This window comes from Tessaracoccus pujii, from assembly GCF_055326215.1.
The window spans coordinates 384,432-397,802 of record NZ_JBUZNP010000003.1 but is presented as its reverse complement, the minus strand read 5'-3'; the positions used below and the strand labels follow the sequence as shown (position 1 = coordinate 397,802).

Annotated in this window: 14 protein-coding genes; 12 read left to right on the top strand and 2 right to left on the bottom strand. The window is 72.0% G+C overall.

The genetic code is table 11. The features are described from left to right. Window positions 1–43: 43 nt before the first annotated feature. The 4 genes from ACZK5N_RS06120 (at window position 44) to ACZK5N_RS06105 (ending at window position 5,670) form a co-directional block, all read left to right on the top strand. Window positions 44–1,123: a mannose-1-phosphate guanylyltransferase gene (locus ACZK5N_RS06120; RefSeq protein WP_459019187.1), complete on the top strand. Its 1,080-nt coding sequence runs from the start codon at window positions 44–46 to the stop codon at window positions 1,121–1,123. Window positions 1,124–1,193: 70 nt separating this feature from the next. Further along, window positions 1,194–1,439: a WhiB family transcriptional regulator gene (locus ACZK5N_RS06115; RefSeq protein ID WP_459020360.1), complete on the top strand. Its 246-nt coding sequence runs from the start codon at window positions 1,194–1,196 to the stop codon at window positions 1,437–1,439. A gap of 26 nt (window positions 1,440–1,465) precedes the next feature. Beyond that, entirely contained in the window at window positions 1,466–4,417 is a 2,952-nt protein-coding gene (locus tag ACZK5N_RS06110) for a glycosyltransferase family 2 protein (protein ID WP_459019188.1), read from the top strand. Further along, a complete protein-coding gene (locus ACZK5N_RS06105) occupies window positions 4,414–5,670 on the top strand; it encodes a DUF5719 family protein (protein WP_459019189.1) in 1,257 nt (418 codons plus the stop codon). The genes ACZK5N_RS06110 and ACZK5N_RS06105 overlap by 4 nt, the downstream gene beginning before the upstream one ends. Window positions 5,671–5,678: 8 nt before the next feature. Here the strand turns inward: ACZK5N_RS06105 and ACZK5N_RS06100 are convergent, their stop codons facing one another. Beyond that, window positions 5,679–6,116, bottom strand: coding sequence for a metallopeptidase family protein (locus ACZK5N_RS06100; RefSeq protein WP_459019190.1), 438 nt, complete (start codon window positions 6,114–6,116; stop codon window positions 5,679–5,681). A 36-nt stretch (window positions 6,117–6,152) separates the two neighbouring features. On the opposite strand from ACZK5N_RS06100, the gene ACZK5N_RS06095 reads away from it, so the two are divergent. The 6 genes from ACZK5N_RS06095 to ahcY all read left to right on the top strand — a co-directional run bounded on the left by ACZK5N_RS06095 (window position 6,153) and on the right by ahcY (window position 11,018). Continuing rightward, complete coding sequence (locus ACZK5N_RS06095) at window positions 6,153–6,518, top strand: DUF3499 domain-containing protein (protein ID WP_459019191.1); 366 nt, start codon at window positions 6,153–6,155, stop codon at window positions 6,516–6,518. Between the two features lie 31 nt (window positions 6,519–6,549). Continuing rightward, window positions 6,550–7,899: a phosphohexomutase domain-containing protein gene (locus ACZK5N_RS06090; protein ID WP_459019192.1), complete on the top strand. Its 1,350-nt coding sequence runs from the start codon at window positions 6,550–6,552 to the stop codon at window positions 7,897–7,899. 32 nt (window positions 7,900–7,931) lie between these two features. After that, complete coding sequence (locus ACZK5N_RS06085) at window positions 7,932–8,123, top strand: Trm112 family protein (RefSeq protein WP_459019193.1); 192 nt, start codon at window positions 7,932–7,934, stop codon at window positions 8,121–8,123. A gap of 74 nt (window positions 8,124–8,197) precedes the next feature. Further along, on the top strand, window positions 8,198–9,139 hold the full coding sequence (locus ACZK5N_RS06080) for an SIS domain-containing protein (protein WP_459019194.1): 942 nt from the start codon (window positions 8,198–8,200) through the stop codon (window positions 9,137–9,139). Between the two features lie 25 nt (window positions 9,140–9,164). Beyond that, window positions 9,165–9,611, top strand: a complete 447-nt coding sequence (locus ACZK5N_RS06075; RefSeq protein WP_459019195.1) for a type II 3-dehydroquinate dehydratase — start codon at window positions 9,165–9,167, stop codon at window positions 9,609–9,611. A 9-nt stretch (window positions 9,612–9,620) separates the two neighbouring features. Then, the gene (gene ahcY / locus ACZK5N_RS06070) at window positions 9,621–11,018 is read left to right on the top strand and encodes an adenosylhomocysteinase (protein ID WP_459019196.1); all 1,398 of its coding nucleotides are present in this window, start codon (window positions 9,621–9,623) and stop codon (window positions 11,016–11,018) included. A 7-nt stretch (window positions 11,019–11,025) separates the two neighbouring features. Here ahcY and ACZK5N_RS06065 read toward each other — a convergent pair whose 3' ends face one another. Continuing rightward, on the bottom strand, window positions 11,026–11,268 hold the full coding sequence (locus ACZK5N_RS06065; RefSeq protein WP_459019197.1) for a DUF3039 domain-containing protein: 243 nt from the start codon (window positions 11,266–11,268) through the stop codon (window positions 11,026–11,028). A gap of 48 nt (window positions 11,269–11,316) precedes the next feature. On the opposite strand from ACZK5N_RS06065, the gene ACZK5N_RS06060 reads away from it, so the two are divergent. Continuing rightward, window positions 11,317–12,681: an MFS transporter gene (locus ACZK5N_RS06060; RefSeq protein ID WP_459019198.1), complete on the top strand. Its 1,365-nt coding sequence runs from the start codon at window positions 11,317–11,319 to the stop codon at window positions 12,679–12,681. Further along, window positions 12,678–13,364 carry an RDD family protein gene (locus ACZK5N_RS06055; RefSeq protein WP_459019199.1) on the top strand — a complete coding sequence of 229 codons (687 nt, stop codon included), beginning with the start codon at window positions 12,678–12,680 and terminating at the stop codon, window positions 13,362–13,364. Before ACZK5N_RS06060 ends, ACZK5N_RS06055 begins: the two co-directional genes overlap by 4 nt. The last annotated feature ends 7 nt before the right edge of the window (window positions 13,365–13,371 follow it).

Here is a 13,371-nt window from a genome sequence, read left to right as displayed (position 1 = left end):
CCTATTCCGGGCACCGGCACGCCCGATTCGCTAGCCTCCTCGCATGCGTTACGTCGTCATCATGGCCGGTGGCTCCGGCACCCGTCTGTGGCCGTTGTCGCGTCAGGGCCGGCCCAAGCAGCTGCTCGAGTTGCTGGAGGGCACCTCGCTGCTGCGGCTCGCCTACGACCGGCTTGCCGGAGTGGTCCCCCCGGAGGCGATCCTGGTGTGCACGGGCCGCGCCTACGCCGAGGACGTGGCGCGGCAGATCCCCGAGCTCGCCGCGGGCAACATCCTCGGGGAGCCGGAGGGTCGCGACTCGCTCAACGCCGTGGCCTGGTCCGCAGCCGTCGTTGCGGACCGGGACCCGGACGGCGTGGTCGCCATGGTCACGGCGGATCAGGTGATCACGCCCGTGGACGCGTTCCGCAGCAGCCTGACGCTCGCCTTCGACGTGGCGGAGGCCCGCCCGGACGCCCTGGTGACGCTCGGGGTGGTGCCCACGAGCCCTCACACCGGCTACGGCTACCTGCGCCGCGCCCAGGCCCTCGAGGGTTTCCCCGGGGTGCACCGCGTGGCCGAATTCAGGGAGAAGCCCTCGAGGGAGGTGGCCGAGCAGTACCTGGCCACGGGGGAGTACTGGTGGAACGCGGGCATGTTCGTGTGGCGGGCCGCGACACTCCTGTCCCAGCTGGACCAGCTCCTCCCGGACACCGCCGCCAAGGTGCGCGCACTGGTCGCGGAGCCCGACCGCCTGGACGAGATCTTCCCGACGCTGCAGAAGATCTCCGTGGACTACGCCGTGATGGAACCCGTCTCGCAGGGTCGCACCGACGCGGAGGTGGTCAGTGTGGGCCTGGCCATCGAATGGCGCGACGTGGGGGGCTTCGCCTCGCTGGCCGAACTGCTCGCGCACGACGAGCACGGCAACGCCGTCGACGGGCAGAGTGTCACGCTGGACTCGTCGGGGTGCGTGCTGGTCAATGCCGTGGGGCCGCACCACGTCATCGGCACCATAGGGTTGCGCGACTCCCTGGTGGTCGCCACCCCCGCCGCGACACTCGTCGCCCCGCTCTCCGATGCCGAGCGGATCAAGGAGTTGGTGGCCCTCGTCCGGGCACAGGCAGGGGACGAATTCGCCTGATCCGCTTGACCGATCAAAATCACTCGTGTGTAATTCGCTACAACGGGAGGAGGCAGGCGTGAGCGAGAGCATGGATCTCTGGGGCGACGACGACGGTGCCTTCGCATGGCAGGCCGACGCGTTGTGCGCACAGACGGATCCGGAGGCCTTCTTCCCCGAGAAGGGCGGATCCACCCGCGAGGCGAAGCGCGTGTGCCTCAACTGCACCGTCCGCACCGAGTGCCTCGAGTACGCACTCGGTCACGACGAGCGCTTCGGCATCTGGGGCGGGCTGTCCGAGCGTGAGCGGCGTAAGCTCAAGCGCGCAGCCGTCTAGCCCCTGACGGCGCGCTGGAGGACAGTTTGACCGACGAACCGCAGCATGGCCGCCTGGAGGACCTCTGGTCCTGGATCGAGAACGAGGATCCCGCCGGCGAGACCCCGGACATCGACCCTGCCACCGTGACGGCCGTCATGGTGGTGCACAACGCCGCCGAGTGGCTGCCCCGCCAGCTCCTCGCGCTGGCGGGCCTGGATCCGCGGCCGGGCCGCGTCGTGGCCGTGGACGCCGGATCTGCCGATTCTTCGCGCGATCTCCTGCTGCGCGCCACGGCCGAAGGTGTCCTCGACGAGCTCATCGACGGCACCGCGGACGCGCCGTTCGCCGAGTCCGTCGCCCTCGGCGTCGGCGACGCCGTGCCGGACTGGATCTGGCTGCTGCACGACGACGCGGCCCCCCGTCGCGACACCCTGGCCCGACTCCTCGACGGCGCCCGCCAGGCGGACGTGGTGGTGCCCAAGCTGCTGCAGCCCAAGCGGCGCAACTATCCCGACACGCTGTCTGAGGTGGGCCAGGCGATCACGCCTGGAGGGCTGCGTGTACCGCTGGTGGAGGAGGGCGATGTCGATCAGCAACAGACGGAATCGCGCGACGTGCTGGGCGGCTCCACCGCCGGCCTGCTCGTGCGCGGCGACGTGTGGCGCGAGGTCGGCGGGCTCGCTCCGGAGGTGGAGCGGCACCGCGACGGCGTGGAGTTCGGCTGGCGGGCCAACGCCGTCGGTTACCGGGTCCTCGCCTGGCCGGCGGCCGCCCTCGTGCACCGGCACGCCGGGCGTTCCGGTGAGCGCCCCGCGGAACGCCACCCGCACGAGGTGGACCGCCTGGCCGCCCTCCGCGTCGCCGGGTCCCGCGGCGCGTCCCGCGTCGGCGTCGTCCTGGCGTCGCTGGTCCGGGCGCTCGGGTTCATGCTGGCGAAATCGCCCGCGCACGCCGGGGCGGAGGTCGCCGCGATGCGGCGCTACCTGGCCACGGCCGGCCTGACCGCAGCGCTCGCCGCACGAATGCCCGCCGAGGACCTGACCCCCGACGAGTTGCTGCCGAACCGGTTCTGGCCGGTTCGGCATGCCGTGGACAAGCTGGGCTCCGGCGTGGCGGAGAAGTTCCGCGACCTGCGGGAGGCCGACACCACGCTGGATGATCTCACCGGCGACGACTTCGCCGGCGGCACCGTGCAGGGCCGCGTCCTGTCCCCGGTCACGGTGCTGCTGGTGGTGCTCGTGGTCGCGGCCGCAGCGGCCGGTCGCACCCTGCTCGGCCTGGGCGCCGTCTCCGGCGGCGGGCTCCTCCCGGCCCCCGCGTCGATCGGCGCCGCCTGGCAGGGCTATCTGACCGGCGACGCGCCGTGGATGGGCGTCGCGACCCTCGCATCCCTGGCCGGGCTGGGGAGCCCCGGCTGGTTCGCGTTCCTGGCGTTGCTGGCCACGCCCGCCCTGGCGGGGCTGTCCGCCCTCGCACTGCTGCGCCGCCTGGCGGTGGCCCCCGGTGTCGCGGCAGCGGTCTCGGCAGCCTGGGCGGGCGCGACGATCCTGCTCGGTGTCGTGACCGCGGGCGACGTCAGCGGCATGGTGCTGGCCGTCGTAGCGCCCCTGCTGGCCCGCGCGATGTATGCGGTGGTGCGCAACGAGGCCGCCGGCGCCGAGCGGCTGCGCGCCCCGGCCGGCGCCGCGTTCTGGCTGATCATCGCCTCGCTGGTGTGGCCCGTGCTGCTCGTCGCGCTGACCCTGGCCGGGGTCGTGTGGGCGCTGCGCGCCCGTGATCGGGTCACCGACTCCGCCGTCGTGATCCTGCCCTCGTGGGCGTTCGTGGCGCCGTGGATCCCGCAGCTGTTCGCGCACCCTGGTCGGCTGCTCACCGGCGTGGACCCGCTCGCCTGGCCGGACTTCCCGCCCGCCTCGTTCGCGCTGGTGGTGGGCCGCATCCTGCCCTCCGGTCTTCCCCTGTGGGCCAACGTCGCCTTCTTCGCGCTCCTGGCACTGGTCTCCGTCGCGGCGCTGGCCCGGCTCACCGGGCCGGCCTGGCGGTGGGCCCTCATCGGCATCGCTGCGCCGCTGCTGATCGGCACGCTGCTGTCGCGGCTGGTGGTCACGGTCGACGGGGGGACCGCGCGCGTGCTGCTGTCACCGTGGGCGCTGCTCGTGGTGGCGGCGCTCCTCGCCCCGGTGGTGGCCGCCGAGCGAGCCGGGATCGCCCTCACGCGCTCGGCGCTGGCGCTCGGCCTGAGCGGACTGCTCGCGGCCGGTGTGTGGGGGGTCGTGGGCTTCGCCGGCCCGGTGACCGAACGGGCCTCGGCGCTGCCCGGGTACGTGCGTGACGTCCTGGACTCGAGCCGCGACACCCGGGCCCTCATGATCCAACGGACCACCGACGAGACACTCGGGTGGAACGTGGTGGACTCCCGCCAGCCGCAGTGGGGCACCGGTGAGCGGAACCCGGCGGGCGACTTCTCGGCCGAGTTCCATGCCCTGGTGCAGGCGTTCTCCACCGGCGCGCTCCCGGACGACGTGGCCGGTCAGCTGCGCGGTCTGGGGGTGTCGCACGTGTGGCTGCGCGGTTTCGACCCCGAGCTTCGGGCGCAGCTGGACAACGCCGCCGGCCTCACCAGCGCCGCCGCTGACTCCGACACCGTCGTGTGGACGGTCGTCGGGCTCGTGTCGCGGATCCAGGTAGTCGACGGCGAGGTCGCCGAGCCGCTGCTGCGCGGCACCGTCGAGGCCGGATCCCAGTCGCGCCGCCTCGTCGTGGCGGAGCCGTCCGACGCGCGCTGGGAGGCCACCGTCGACGGGCGTGCGCTGACCCGGATCGACGGCGGCGAACGCCTCACCTTCCAGCTGGGCGCAGAGGCGGGCGAGGTGGTCGTGCGGCCCCGTCCACTGCCCTGGCGGGTCGCGGCGCAACTCGCCGTGGCAGCCATCCTGGCGCTGCTGGCCGCGCCCACGCTGGGCGCCTCCACCGTCGCGCGAAGGGGGCAGGAATGATCCGCAGAGCCGCCATGTCCCTGGCCGCGCTCGCCCTGATCGTGGCAGTAGCCGTCGGCCTGGCGCTCATCAGCCCGCTGCGCAAGCCGCCCACGGACGCGATCGAGCTGCCGCGAAGCACCCGCCTCACCTGCATCCCGGCCGGGTCCGCCCTCATCGGCGGTTCCGGCCCAGTCACGGTCACGGGCCTCGACGGCGCGCAGCGCACGGTGTCCGCGCCGGTGTCCGAGCCGCTGTCCGGGCCGGCGGGGTTGAGCGCGGACGAACGGATCTCCGGCGGCGTCCTGGTCGAGGCGCCACAGCGCGCCCACGCCGCCTGCGCCGTGCCCAGCACGGCCGGCATGGTCCTCGTCCCGGACCCCGCCGCGGTGGAGCTGGTGCTGGTCAACACCGACTCCACCGAGGCGGCAGTGGACCTGACGCTGCTCGGCCCGGACGGCGAAGTCGCGGCGGTGGGCGCCCGCGGCATCGCGCTGGCGCCCGGCGTGAGCCGCAGGGTGGCGCTGTCGGTGCTGGCCCCTGCGGGCCCCGTCGGCGTGGCGTTCACCACCAGCCTGGGCCGGGTGGCCCTGCTGGCAACCGGTGTCGAGGGGCGCCCCACCCAGTTCGCGCCACCCACCACCATCGCCACCGAACACCTGCTCGCCGGCGCCCCCACGGGTGCCACCTCGACGAGGTTGCTGATCAGCAACCCGCACGAGGACCGCGTGGACGTGACGCTGGAGGGCATGGGCCCGGCAGGGCCGTACGTGCCTGCGGTGGCGGAGTCGCTGTCCGTGCCCGCCATGACCACCGTGGCGGTGGACCTCACCCAGCCACTGTCCGGGGAGGCCACCGCGGTGCGCGTCACCGCGCCCGAGGCGGTGGGTGCCTCCCTCGTCACCGGTGCCGGTGGGGCGAAGGCCTCCGTCGTCGCGGCCGAGGCCGGTACTGATCTCGCCGCCCTGGTTCCCGGGGCGGGTCAGCTGCAATTGAGCAACCCTGGCCGCTCAGAGTCCGTCACGGTGGACGTGACGCTGACCCCCGTCGGCGGGGTGGCGGACAGCCGACAGGTGGAGGTGCCGCCCGGCTACACGGTCTCCGTGCCGATCCCGGCGGGGGACCCGGTGGTGGTCTCGGTCAGCGCCACAGGCGACGTGTTGGCCGCCGCCGCGTCCGTAGCCGACGCGGGGACCGTGCTGGTGCCCGTCGGCCCGGCCGCCGACGCGCCGGTGCAGACGCTGCCCGCAGAGCAGCTGCCCGGGCTGCGCTGAACGCGGCGTCAGTCCTCGTCGTCCCAGGGGGCGCCGCCCAGCAGCTCGTCCAGGCTGCGGCCGGTCAGCGTGGAGAGCTGCTCGACGATGGTGCGGTGCACGAGCCGGCGCAGCTGGCTGCGCGACGACGCGCGGTGCTCCAGCGGCCGTTCGAAGATGACGATCTGGGCGGCGCGGCCGCGGCCGGGCTCCAGCGCCGCCGACAGCGGCACGCGGTCCCCGGACCAGGCGACGTTGAGGTGCGGCACTTCCTCCACGCCCACGACGATGCCGTTGAGCGCATCGGGTGCCACCGCTGCGATGTCCGCCATCGCCGAGGTGACGCAGTCGTTGAAGTAGTCCACCCGCGACGGCCGGGTCAGCGGCACCGGCCGCCCCGTCAACGGGTTCGGGGCTGCCAGGGGGCCGCGAATCCCGCGGCCGTGCCGGTCTCGTCTGCGTGGCATGCGGCCACCCTAGCCCTCGTCCGGTACGGTCAGGGCGTGCGCAGATGTTCCCGTACCGCGTGCGTGGCCACCGCCGTCGCCACGCTCACCTACGTCTACGCCGATTCGATGGCCGTCCTCGGGCCCCTTGCGCTCGCCGCAGAGCCGGGCTCCTACGATCTGTGCTCCGTGCACGCCGAGCGGACGAGCGTGCCGAAAGGCTGGGAAGTGATCCGGCTCCCACTGGACGGCCACACGCCCGCGCCGTCGGCCCCCTCGGACGACCTCATGGCGCTGGCGGACGCCGTGCGCGCCATCGGGCTGCGCCACGACGACCCGGTTCCGGACCCGCTTCCCGCGCACGTCACGCCCCAGCCGGGTGCCCGGGGCGGGCACCTCCGGCTGGTCCCCACCGTCGACTGAGCGCGGGCAGGGAAGGCGATACGCTGGCCAGGTGCTAGCACCGCAGATCTTCAAGGCCAACGACATCCGCGGCATCGTCGTGGGGGAGGACCCCGAATGGGACCTCGACGGTGCCCGCGCGCTGGGTGCCGCCTTCGTCGAGCTGATGGGCCCGGTCGAATTCGTCCTCGGCCGCGACATGCGGATACTGGGCCGCGAGCTGTCGCTCGCCTTCGCCGACGGCGCCCGTCGCGCCGGCGCCTCCGTTGTGGATATCGGGCTCAGCTCCACCGATGAGCTGTGGTTCGCCTCGGGCTGGCTCAGCCTCCCCGGCGTCCAGTTCACGGCCAGCCACAATCCGGCCTCCTACAACGGGCTCAAGTTCTGCCTCACCGATGCCAGGCCGGTCCCTGCGGACTTCATGACCAGGCTGCGCGACGCGGCGGCCGGCGTCGAGCTCGGCGCCGAACCCACGGGCGGGTACCGCGAGCTGGACGCGCTCGACGCGTACGCGGACAAGCTCGGGGACCTGGTGCCGGTCACGGGGGAGCGCGAACTCACCGTCGTGGTCGACGCCGGCAACGGCATGGCCGGCCACACGGCCCTCACGGCCCTCGCCGGCCGGGGGCTCGACGTCGTGGGGCTCTACCTCGAGCTCGACGGCACGTTTCCCAATCATCCGGCCAACCCGCTGGAGCCGGAGAACCTCGTCGATGCGCAGGCCGCTGTGCTCGAACACGGCGCGGACCTGGGCCTGGTGTTCGACGGCGACGCGGACCGTTGCTTCATCATCGACGAGCTCGGTGGCGTGGTGGACCCGTCGGTGGTCACCGCGATGATCGCGGTGGCGGAGCTGGCGAAGCACCCTGGCTCGACCATCGTGACCAACACCATCACGTCGTGGTGCGTCGGGGAGGCGGTGGAGGGCCGTGGGGGCCGCGTGGTGCAGTCCACCGTCGGCCACACCTACGTCAAGGCCCTCATGGCTCAGACGGGCGCCGTGTTCGGCGGAGAGCACTCGGCCCACTACTACTTCCGCGACTTCTGGTCTGCGGACACGGGCATGCTCGCCGCCCTGCATGTCGTCGAGCTGGTGCGCCGGGCGGACCGCCCACTGTCCCAGCTGGCCGCCGTCTACGACGGGTACCACCGCTCCGGCGAGCTGAACTCCACCGTCGACGACGCGGACCTGTGCATGGACCGGGTGGCGCGGGAGCTCGAGGGTCGCGGCGAGGCGGACCGGGGCGACGGGCTGACGGTGCGCAACCGGGCCGAGGGATGGTGGATCAACCTGCGGCCCAGCAACACCGAACCGCTGCTGCGCCTCAATGTAGAGTCCCGCGACGAGGCCACCATGCGGGCGCTGCGTGACGAGGTGCTCGGCCTCGTACGGGCCGGGTAGATTCTTTCTTCACAGACTCGAGGAGGTCGACGATGGCAGACAAGACGATGGAGCTCTCGCCCGAATTCATGGCGGTGGCGGCGTGCCCGGCGTGCCACGCGAAGTTCGCCGTGGATTACGACGCGCAGGAGCTGGTGTGCACCAACCAGGCCTGCGGCCTGGCCTACCCGGTGCGCGACGACATCCCGGTGCTCCTGATCGACCAGGCTCGCAGCACGTTGTGAACGGCCAGCTCTTCGACGACTCGCGGCTGGAGGCCCCGGGCCTTGACGCGCATGAGGGCCTGAGGTGGCTGGCAATGACCGGAGCCCGGATCCGCCGCGCGGCGCTCACCGAGCCCGTGGGCCATCTGGAGCGGGCCGACAGGCCGCGCGGCATCCTCGCACTCGGCACGGAGGCGCGCCTGGTACGGGCCGTGCTGGAGGTGGCCTGTCCGGTGCCGTTCATGGCCTGGCCGGGCCCCGGCCTGCCGGCGTGGGTGGGTCCCCTGGACCTCACCGTCGTGCTGGGAGACGACGACACCCCGGAGTGGGTGCTGCAGTGTGCCGTGGAGGCCATGCGGCGCGGCTCCTCGATGATCGTGGCCGCGCCGGAGCATTCGCGTCTGGCGCAGGAGACGGCCTCGCCTGCCACCACCCTGATCCCCACCGTCGAGGCGGACTCGCTGTCGGCGGCCGTGGCAGTCCTGTCGCTGCTGGGTGACCTGGGGCTCGGCCCGTCGGTGCACACCGGTCACGTGGCGGACGCCGCGGACCTGGTGGCGGAGGCGTGCGCGCCCGGCCGGGACCTCTCGGACAATCCCGGCAAGGAGCTGGCGCTCTGCCTGGCGGACACGCTTCCGCTGATCTGGGGCGGTACCGTGCTCGCGGGCCGGGCCTCGCGACGCGTCGCCGAGTCGGTGCGCCGCGCGTGCGGACGCCCGGCCCTCGCCGCCGACGCCGCGGAACTGGACACCCTGCTGTGCGCCGTGAAGCCGCGTGATCCCTTCGCGGACCCCGTCGACGGGCCCACGGACATCCAGCCCTGCCTGGTGCTGCTCGACGACGACAAGCTCACCGACAGGCTCAGCGGGGTCGCGGAGCGGCTGGCGCGGAGGGCGGACTCCGTCGGCGCGCGGGTGGCGCGGGTGTCCTCAGGTGATAAGGACCTGGCGCTGAGCGACGTGGAACGCTACGTCACCCTGCTGCAGCGCGGCCTCTACGGCGCCGCCTACCTTGAGATCGGGCTCGCCGCAGAGTAGGGCCACGGCTGGCAGACTAGGCCGCATGCGCAAGGTCTTCGTCCTCAACGGTCCCAACCTCGGCCGGCTCGGCACCCGCCAGCCGGAGGTCTACGGCGCCACGACCCACGCGGACCTGGCCGAGCACCTCGTCGGTACCGGGCACGGCCTGGGCCTGGAGGTCGAGGTGAGGCAGACCGAACACGAGGGTGAGATGATCGGCTGGCTGCACGAGGCCGCCGATGCCGGCGCTGCCGTGGTGATCAACGCTGGGGCCTGGACGCACTACTCCTACGCCGTCGCCGACGCCGCCGCGCTGGTGCCCAGCTACGTCGAGGTGCACATCTCCAACGTGCACGGCCGCGAGGAGTTCCGGCAGCACAGCGTGTTGTCGGCCAAGGCGCAGGGCATCATCATCGGCTGCGGCGTCGACGGCTACGACCTCGCACTGGCCCACATCGCCGCGTCCGGCAAGACGCCGCCGGCCGGGTAGAGTGGCCGCGTGGATTTTCGCGTAGCTGACCTGTCCCTTGCCGAGTTCGGCCGCAGGGAGATCACCCTCGCCGAGCACGAGATGCCCGGCCTCATGGCCATGCGGGAGCGCTACGGCACCTCCAAGCCGCTGACCGGGGCCAGGATCGCCGGCTCCCTGCACATGACCATCCAGACGGCGGTGCTCATCGAGACCCTCGTGGCCCTCGGCGCCGAGGTGCGCTGGGCGTCGTGCAACATCTTCTCCACCCAGGACCATGCCGCCGCCGCCATCGCCGCCGCCGGCATCCCGGTGTTCGCGTGGAAGGGCGAGACGCTCGAGGAGTACTGGTGGTGCACCCGGCAGATCCTGGCATGGCCGGACGGGGGTCAGCCCAACATGATCCTCGACGACGGCGGCGACGCCACGCTGCTGGTTCACCAGGGTGTCGCGGCTCAGCGCGCCGGGGTCGTGCCCGAGGCGGCCGACGGCGACTCGCACGAGTGGCGCGTCATCCTCGACACGCTGCGCGAAACCCAGGGCGTCGTGGACTGGGAGGCGCTGGCGGCCTCCGTCCAGGGGGTCACCGAGGAGACCACCACGGGCGTGCACCGCCTCTACGAGATGGCCCGCCAGGGCTCGCTGCTCTTCCCGGCGATCAACGTCAACGATTCGGTCACCAAGTCGAAGTTCGACAACAAGTACGGCTGCCGCCATTCGCTCATCGACGGCATCAACCGGGCCACCGACGTGCTGATCGGCGGCAAGGTCGCCGTGGTCTGCGGCTACGGCGACGTGGGCAAGGGCTGCGCGGAGTCGTTGCGCGGCCAGGGCGCCCGCGTCATCGTCACCGAGGTGGACCCCATCTGCGCGCTGCAGGCGGCCATGGACGGCTATCAGGTGGCCGCGCTGGACTCGGTGGTGGACCGCGCGGACATCTTCATCACCGCCACCGGCTGCTGCGATGTCATCACCGCCGACGACATGGCCCGGATGAAGCACCAGGCCATCGTCGGCAACATCGGGCACTTCGACAACGAGATCGACATGGCCGGACTCGAGACCCGGGCCGGCGTCGAGAAGATCGAGATCAAGCCCCAGGTGCATGAGTGGCGCTTCGAGGACGGACACTCGGTCCTCGTGCTCAGTGAGGGACGGCTGCTCAACCTCGGCAACGCCACCGGCCACCCGTCGTTCGTGATGAGCAACTCGTTCACCAACCAGGTGCTCGCCCAGATCGAGCTGTTCACCAGGGCCGATGAGTACCCCGTGGGCGTGCACACGCTGCCGAAGGCACTCGACGAGGAGGTGGCCCGGCTGCACCTGGCCGCCCTCGGCGTCGAACTGTCCACCCTCACGCCCAAGCAGGCCGGCTACCTGGGTGTGGACCCCTCCGGCCCGTACAAGCCGGACAGCTACCGCTACTGAACCTGGCTCATCCGTCCGGGTTCATGGAGTGCCAGACCTCTTTGCACTCCGGGCACACCGGGTACTTCTCGGGGTTCTTGGTGGGCACCCACACCTTCCCGCAGAGCGCGACGACGGGGGTGCCGTTGACCATGGCGGCCACCAGCTTGTCCTTGGGCACGTAGTGGGAGAAGCGGTCCTGGTCGCCGTCCTCGAACGTTTCCGTGCGCTCCTGAGTGACGGTCTGGGATCCGGGGGCGAGCTCAGTCATGCGGCCCATGGTAGTGCTGGTGGAACAATGACGGACGGAGGTGGGGGCATGGCGGGTCCGGGGAGACGGCTGCTCATCGTCGGCATCATGCTGGCGGTGTTCTCGGTGGCATTCCAGTCCATCGGGCTGGCCACGGCCGTCCCCACCATCATGGAGTCCTTCGACGCCTCGCACCTGTACCCGTGGGCGTTCACCACGATGATCTCGGGGATGCTGCTGGCCACCATCATCAGCGGCCGGGTCGCGGACACGCGGGGACCCGCCGCCCCGATGTATGCGGGGTTCGTGCTGTTCGCCGTCGGCCTGCTGCTCGGTTGGTCCGCCGCGTCGGTGTGGATGGTGCTGGCGGCCCGGCTGGTGCAGGGCCTGGGAGCCGGCGCCCTCAACCTCACGCTCGCGGTCACGGTGGCCCACGGATTCGAGCCGCGGGAGCGGCCGCGCGTGATGGCGCTGGTGTCGTTCTGCTGGCTGCTGCCGGCGTTCATCGGACCGCCGTTCGCGGCTTGGCTGACCGGGTACGACTGGCGGCTGGTGTTCGCCACGATGCTGCCGCTGGTGGCCGTGGCGCTGCTGATGACTCTTCCGGGGCTGCGCGGGGTCCAGGCACGCTTCCGGGCAGGTGAGGGCGAGGTGGCGCCCGTCGCGGTCTGGCCCACGGTCGCCGTCACGCTGGGGCCCTCGCTCATCCTGGTGGGCGGCCAGAACCTGGGCTGGTTGAGCGCCGCGTCCGCCGTCGTGGGCGTCGGCGCGCTGCTGTGGGGGCTGCCGCGGATCCTCGCGCCCGGCACCCTGGGCATCGGAGCCGGCATCCCCAGCGTGGTCCTGTCCCGTGCCCTTCAGGCGGGGACGTTCTTCGCCGCCGAGACCATCCTGCTGGTCACCCTGCAACAGTTGCGTGGGCTCAGCCCATTCGAGGTGGGACTGGCGCTCACCGTCGGCAGTGTCGGCTGGTCGGCCGGATCGTGGCTGCAGTCGCAGGCATGGGTGCGCCTGCACCGCGACACCTACGTCACGCTGGGGGCCTCCTTCTCGACGGCGGGCATCGTGGCCATCACCGCGTTCGCCTGGTGGCCGGTGATCCCGCTCTGGGTGGGGTTGGGCGCGTGGATCCTGGGTGGCCTCGGGATGGGCCTGACCATGCCCAGCTCCGCGGTGGCCGTGATGAGCCTGTCGTCGGCGTTCGAGCAGGGGCGCAACCAGTCCTCCATGCAGGTGGCCGAATCCGTGGGCAATTCCGTCATCACGGCCGTGGCGGGGGGACTCTACACAGCGCTGCTGGTGGTGCCGCCGGAGAAGCTCAGCTACTCGGTCGCGCTCGGGGCGCTCAGCGTCGCCTCCGTGGCCGCGATCGTGGTCAGCCGCCGGATCGGGCGCATTCCCAACGAGCTACTCATGGCATCCTTGGACCCATGAGCTACTCCCCGCAGCAGCCGCCCGCAGGGTGGTACCCAGACCCGGCCGGCTCCGACGGCGAGCGCTACTGGGACGGGCTCGCGTGGTCGCAGTCCACTCGGGATCCGCACGTGCCGCCGCCCATGGCCCCTCAGCAGGGCTACGGCGCACCGATGGGCGACCCCCGGTTCCAGCCGCAGTCCGGCCGGCCCTACGCCGGATTCGGCTGGCGCGTGCTGGGTTTCATCATCGACTCCATCCTGCTGGGCATCGTCACCCAGCTCGTCGCGGGTGTCCTGGGACTCACGGTCGCCATCGACACGGCCATGGCCCGCTGGCAGCGCGACGTCATGGTCTACGCGGACAATCCCGTGGGCGAGATCCCCGTCCCGGGAGCGGACCTCTGGACCGCTCTGCTCTACAGCGGCATCGTCGGCGCCGTCCTGATGGCCGCCTACCGCACCGTCCTGTACGGCACCATGAGCGCCACCGTCGGCCAGCTGTTGCTGGGGATGCGGGTGGTCAAGGCCGGCGCACCGGCCGATTCGAAGCTGGACTGGACCACGGCCGCCGTCCGCGGCATCGCCAGCGCCATCCTCTACGAGGTCATCTGGGTGTTCAACGGCCTGTTCGCCGCGTTCACGCGCGAGAAGCAGACTCTGGGTGACATGATCGCCAAGACCCACGTCCTCAAGATCCGCTAGGGCTCTT

Bases quoted from the DNA above. Each gene is read 5' to 3' on its own strand.
- ACZK5N_RS06115 (WP_459020360.1), top strand. From the start codon at position 1,194: ATGGATCTCTGGGGCGACGACGACGGTGCCTTCGCATGGCAGGCCGAC.
- ACZK5N_RS06065 (WP_459019197.1), bottom strand. From the start codon at position 11,268: ATGACTGAGCTCGCCCCCGGATCCCAGACCGTCACTCAGGAGCGCACG.
- ACZK5N_RS06105 (WP_459019189.1), top strand. From the start codon at position 4,414: ATGATCCGCAGAGCCGCCATGTCCCTGGCCGCGCTCGCCCTGATCGTG.
- ACZK5N_RS06075 (WP_459019195.1), top strand. From the start codon at position 9,165: ATGCGCAAGGTCTTCGTCCTCAACGGTCCCAACCTCGGCCGGCTCGGC.
- ACZK5N_RS06085 (WP_459019193.1), top strand. From the start codon at position 7,932: ATGGCAGACAAGACGATGGAGCTCTCGCCCGAATTCATGGCGGTGGCG.
- ACZK5N_RS06055 (WP_459019199.1), top strand. From the start codon at position 12,678: ATGAGCTACTCCCCGCAGCAGCCGCCCGCAGGGTGGTACCCAGACCCG.
- ACZK5N_RS06080 (WP_459019194.1), top strand. From the start codon at position 8,198: ATGACCGGAGCCCGGATCCGCCGCGCGGCGCTCACCGAGCCCGTGGGC.
- ACZK5N_RS06120 (WP_459019187.1), top strand. From the start codon at position 44: ATGCGTTACGTCGTCATCATGGCCGGTGGCTCCGGCACCCGTCTGTGG.
- ACZK5N_RS06060 (WP_459019198.1), top strand. From the start codon at position 11,317: ATGGCGGGTCCGGGGAGACGGCTGCTCATCGTCGGCATCATGCTGGCG.
- ACZK5N_RS06100 (WP_459019190.1), bottom strand. From the start codon at position 6,116: ATGCCACGCAGACGAGACCGGCACGGCCGCGGGATTCGCGGCCCCCTG.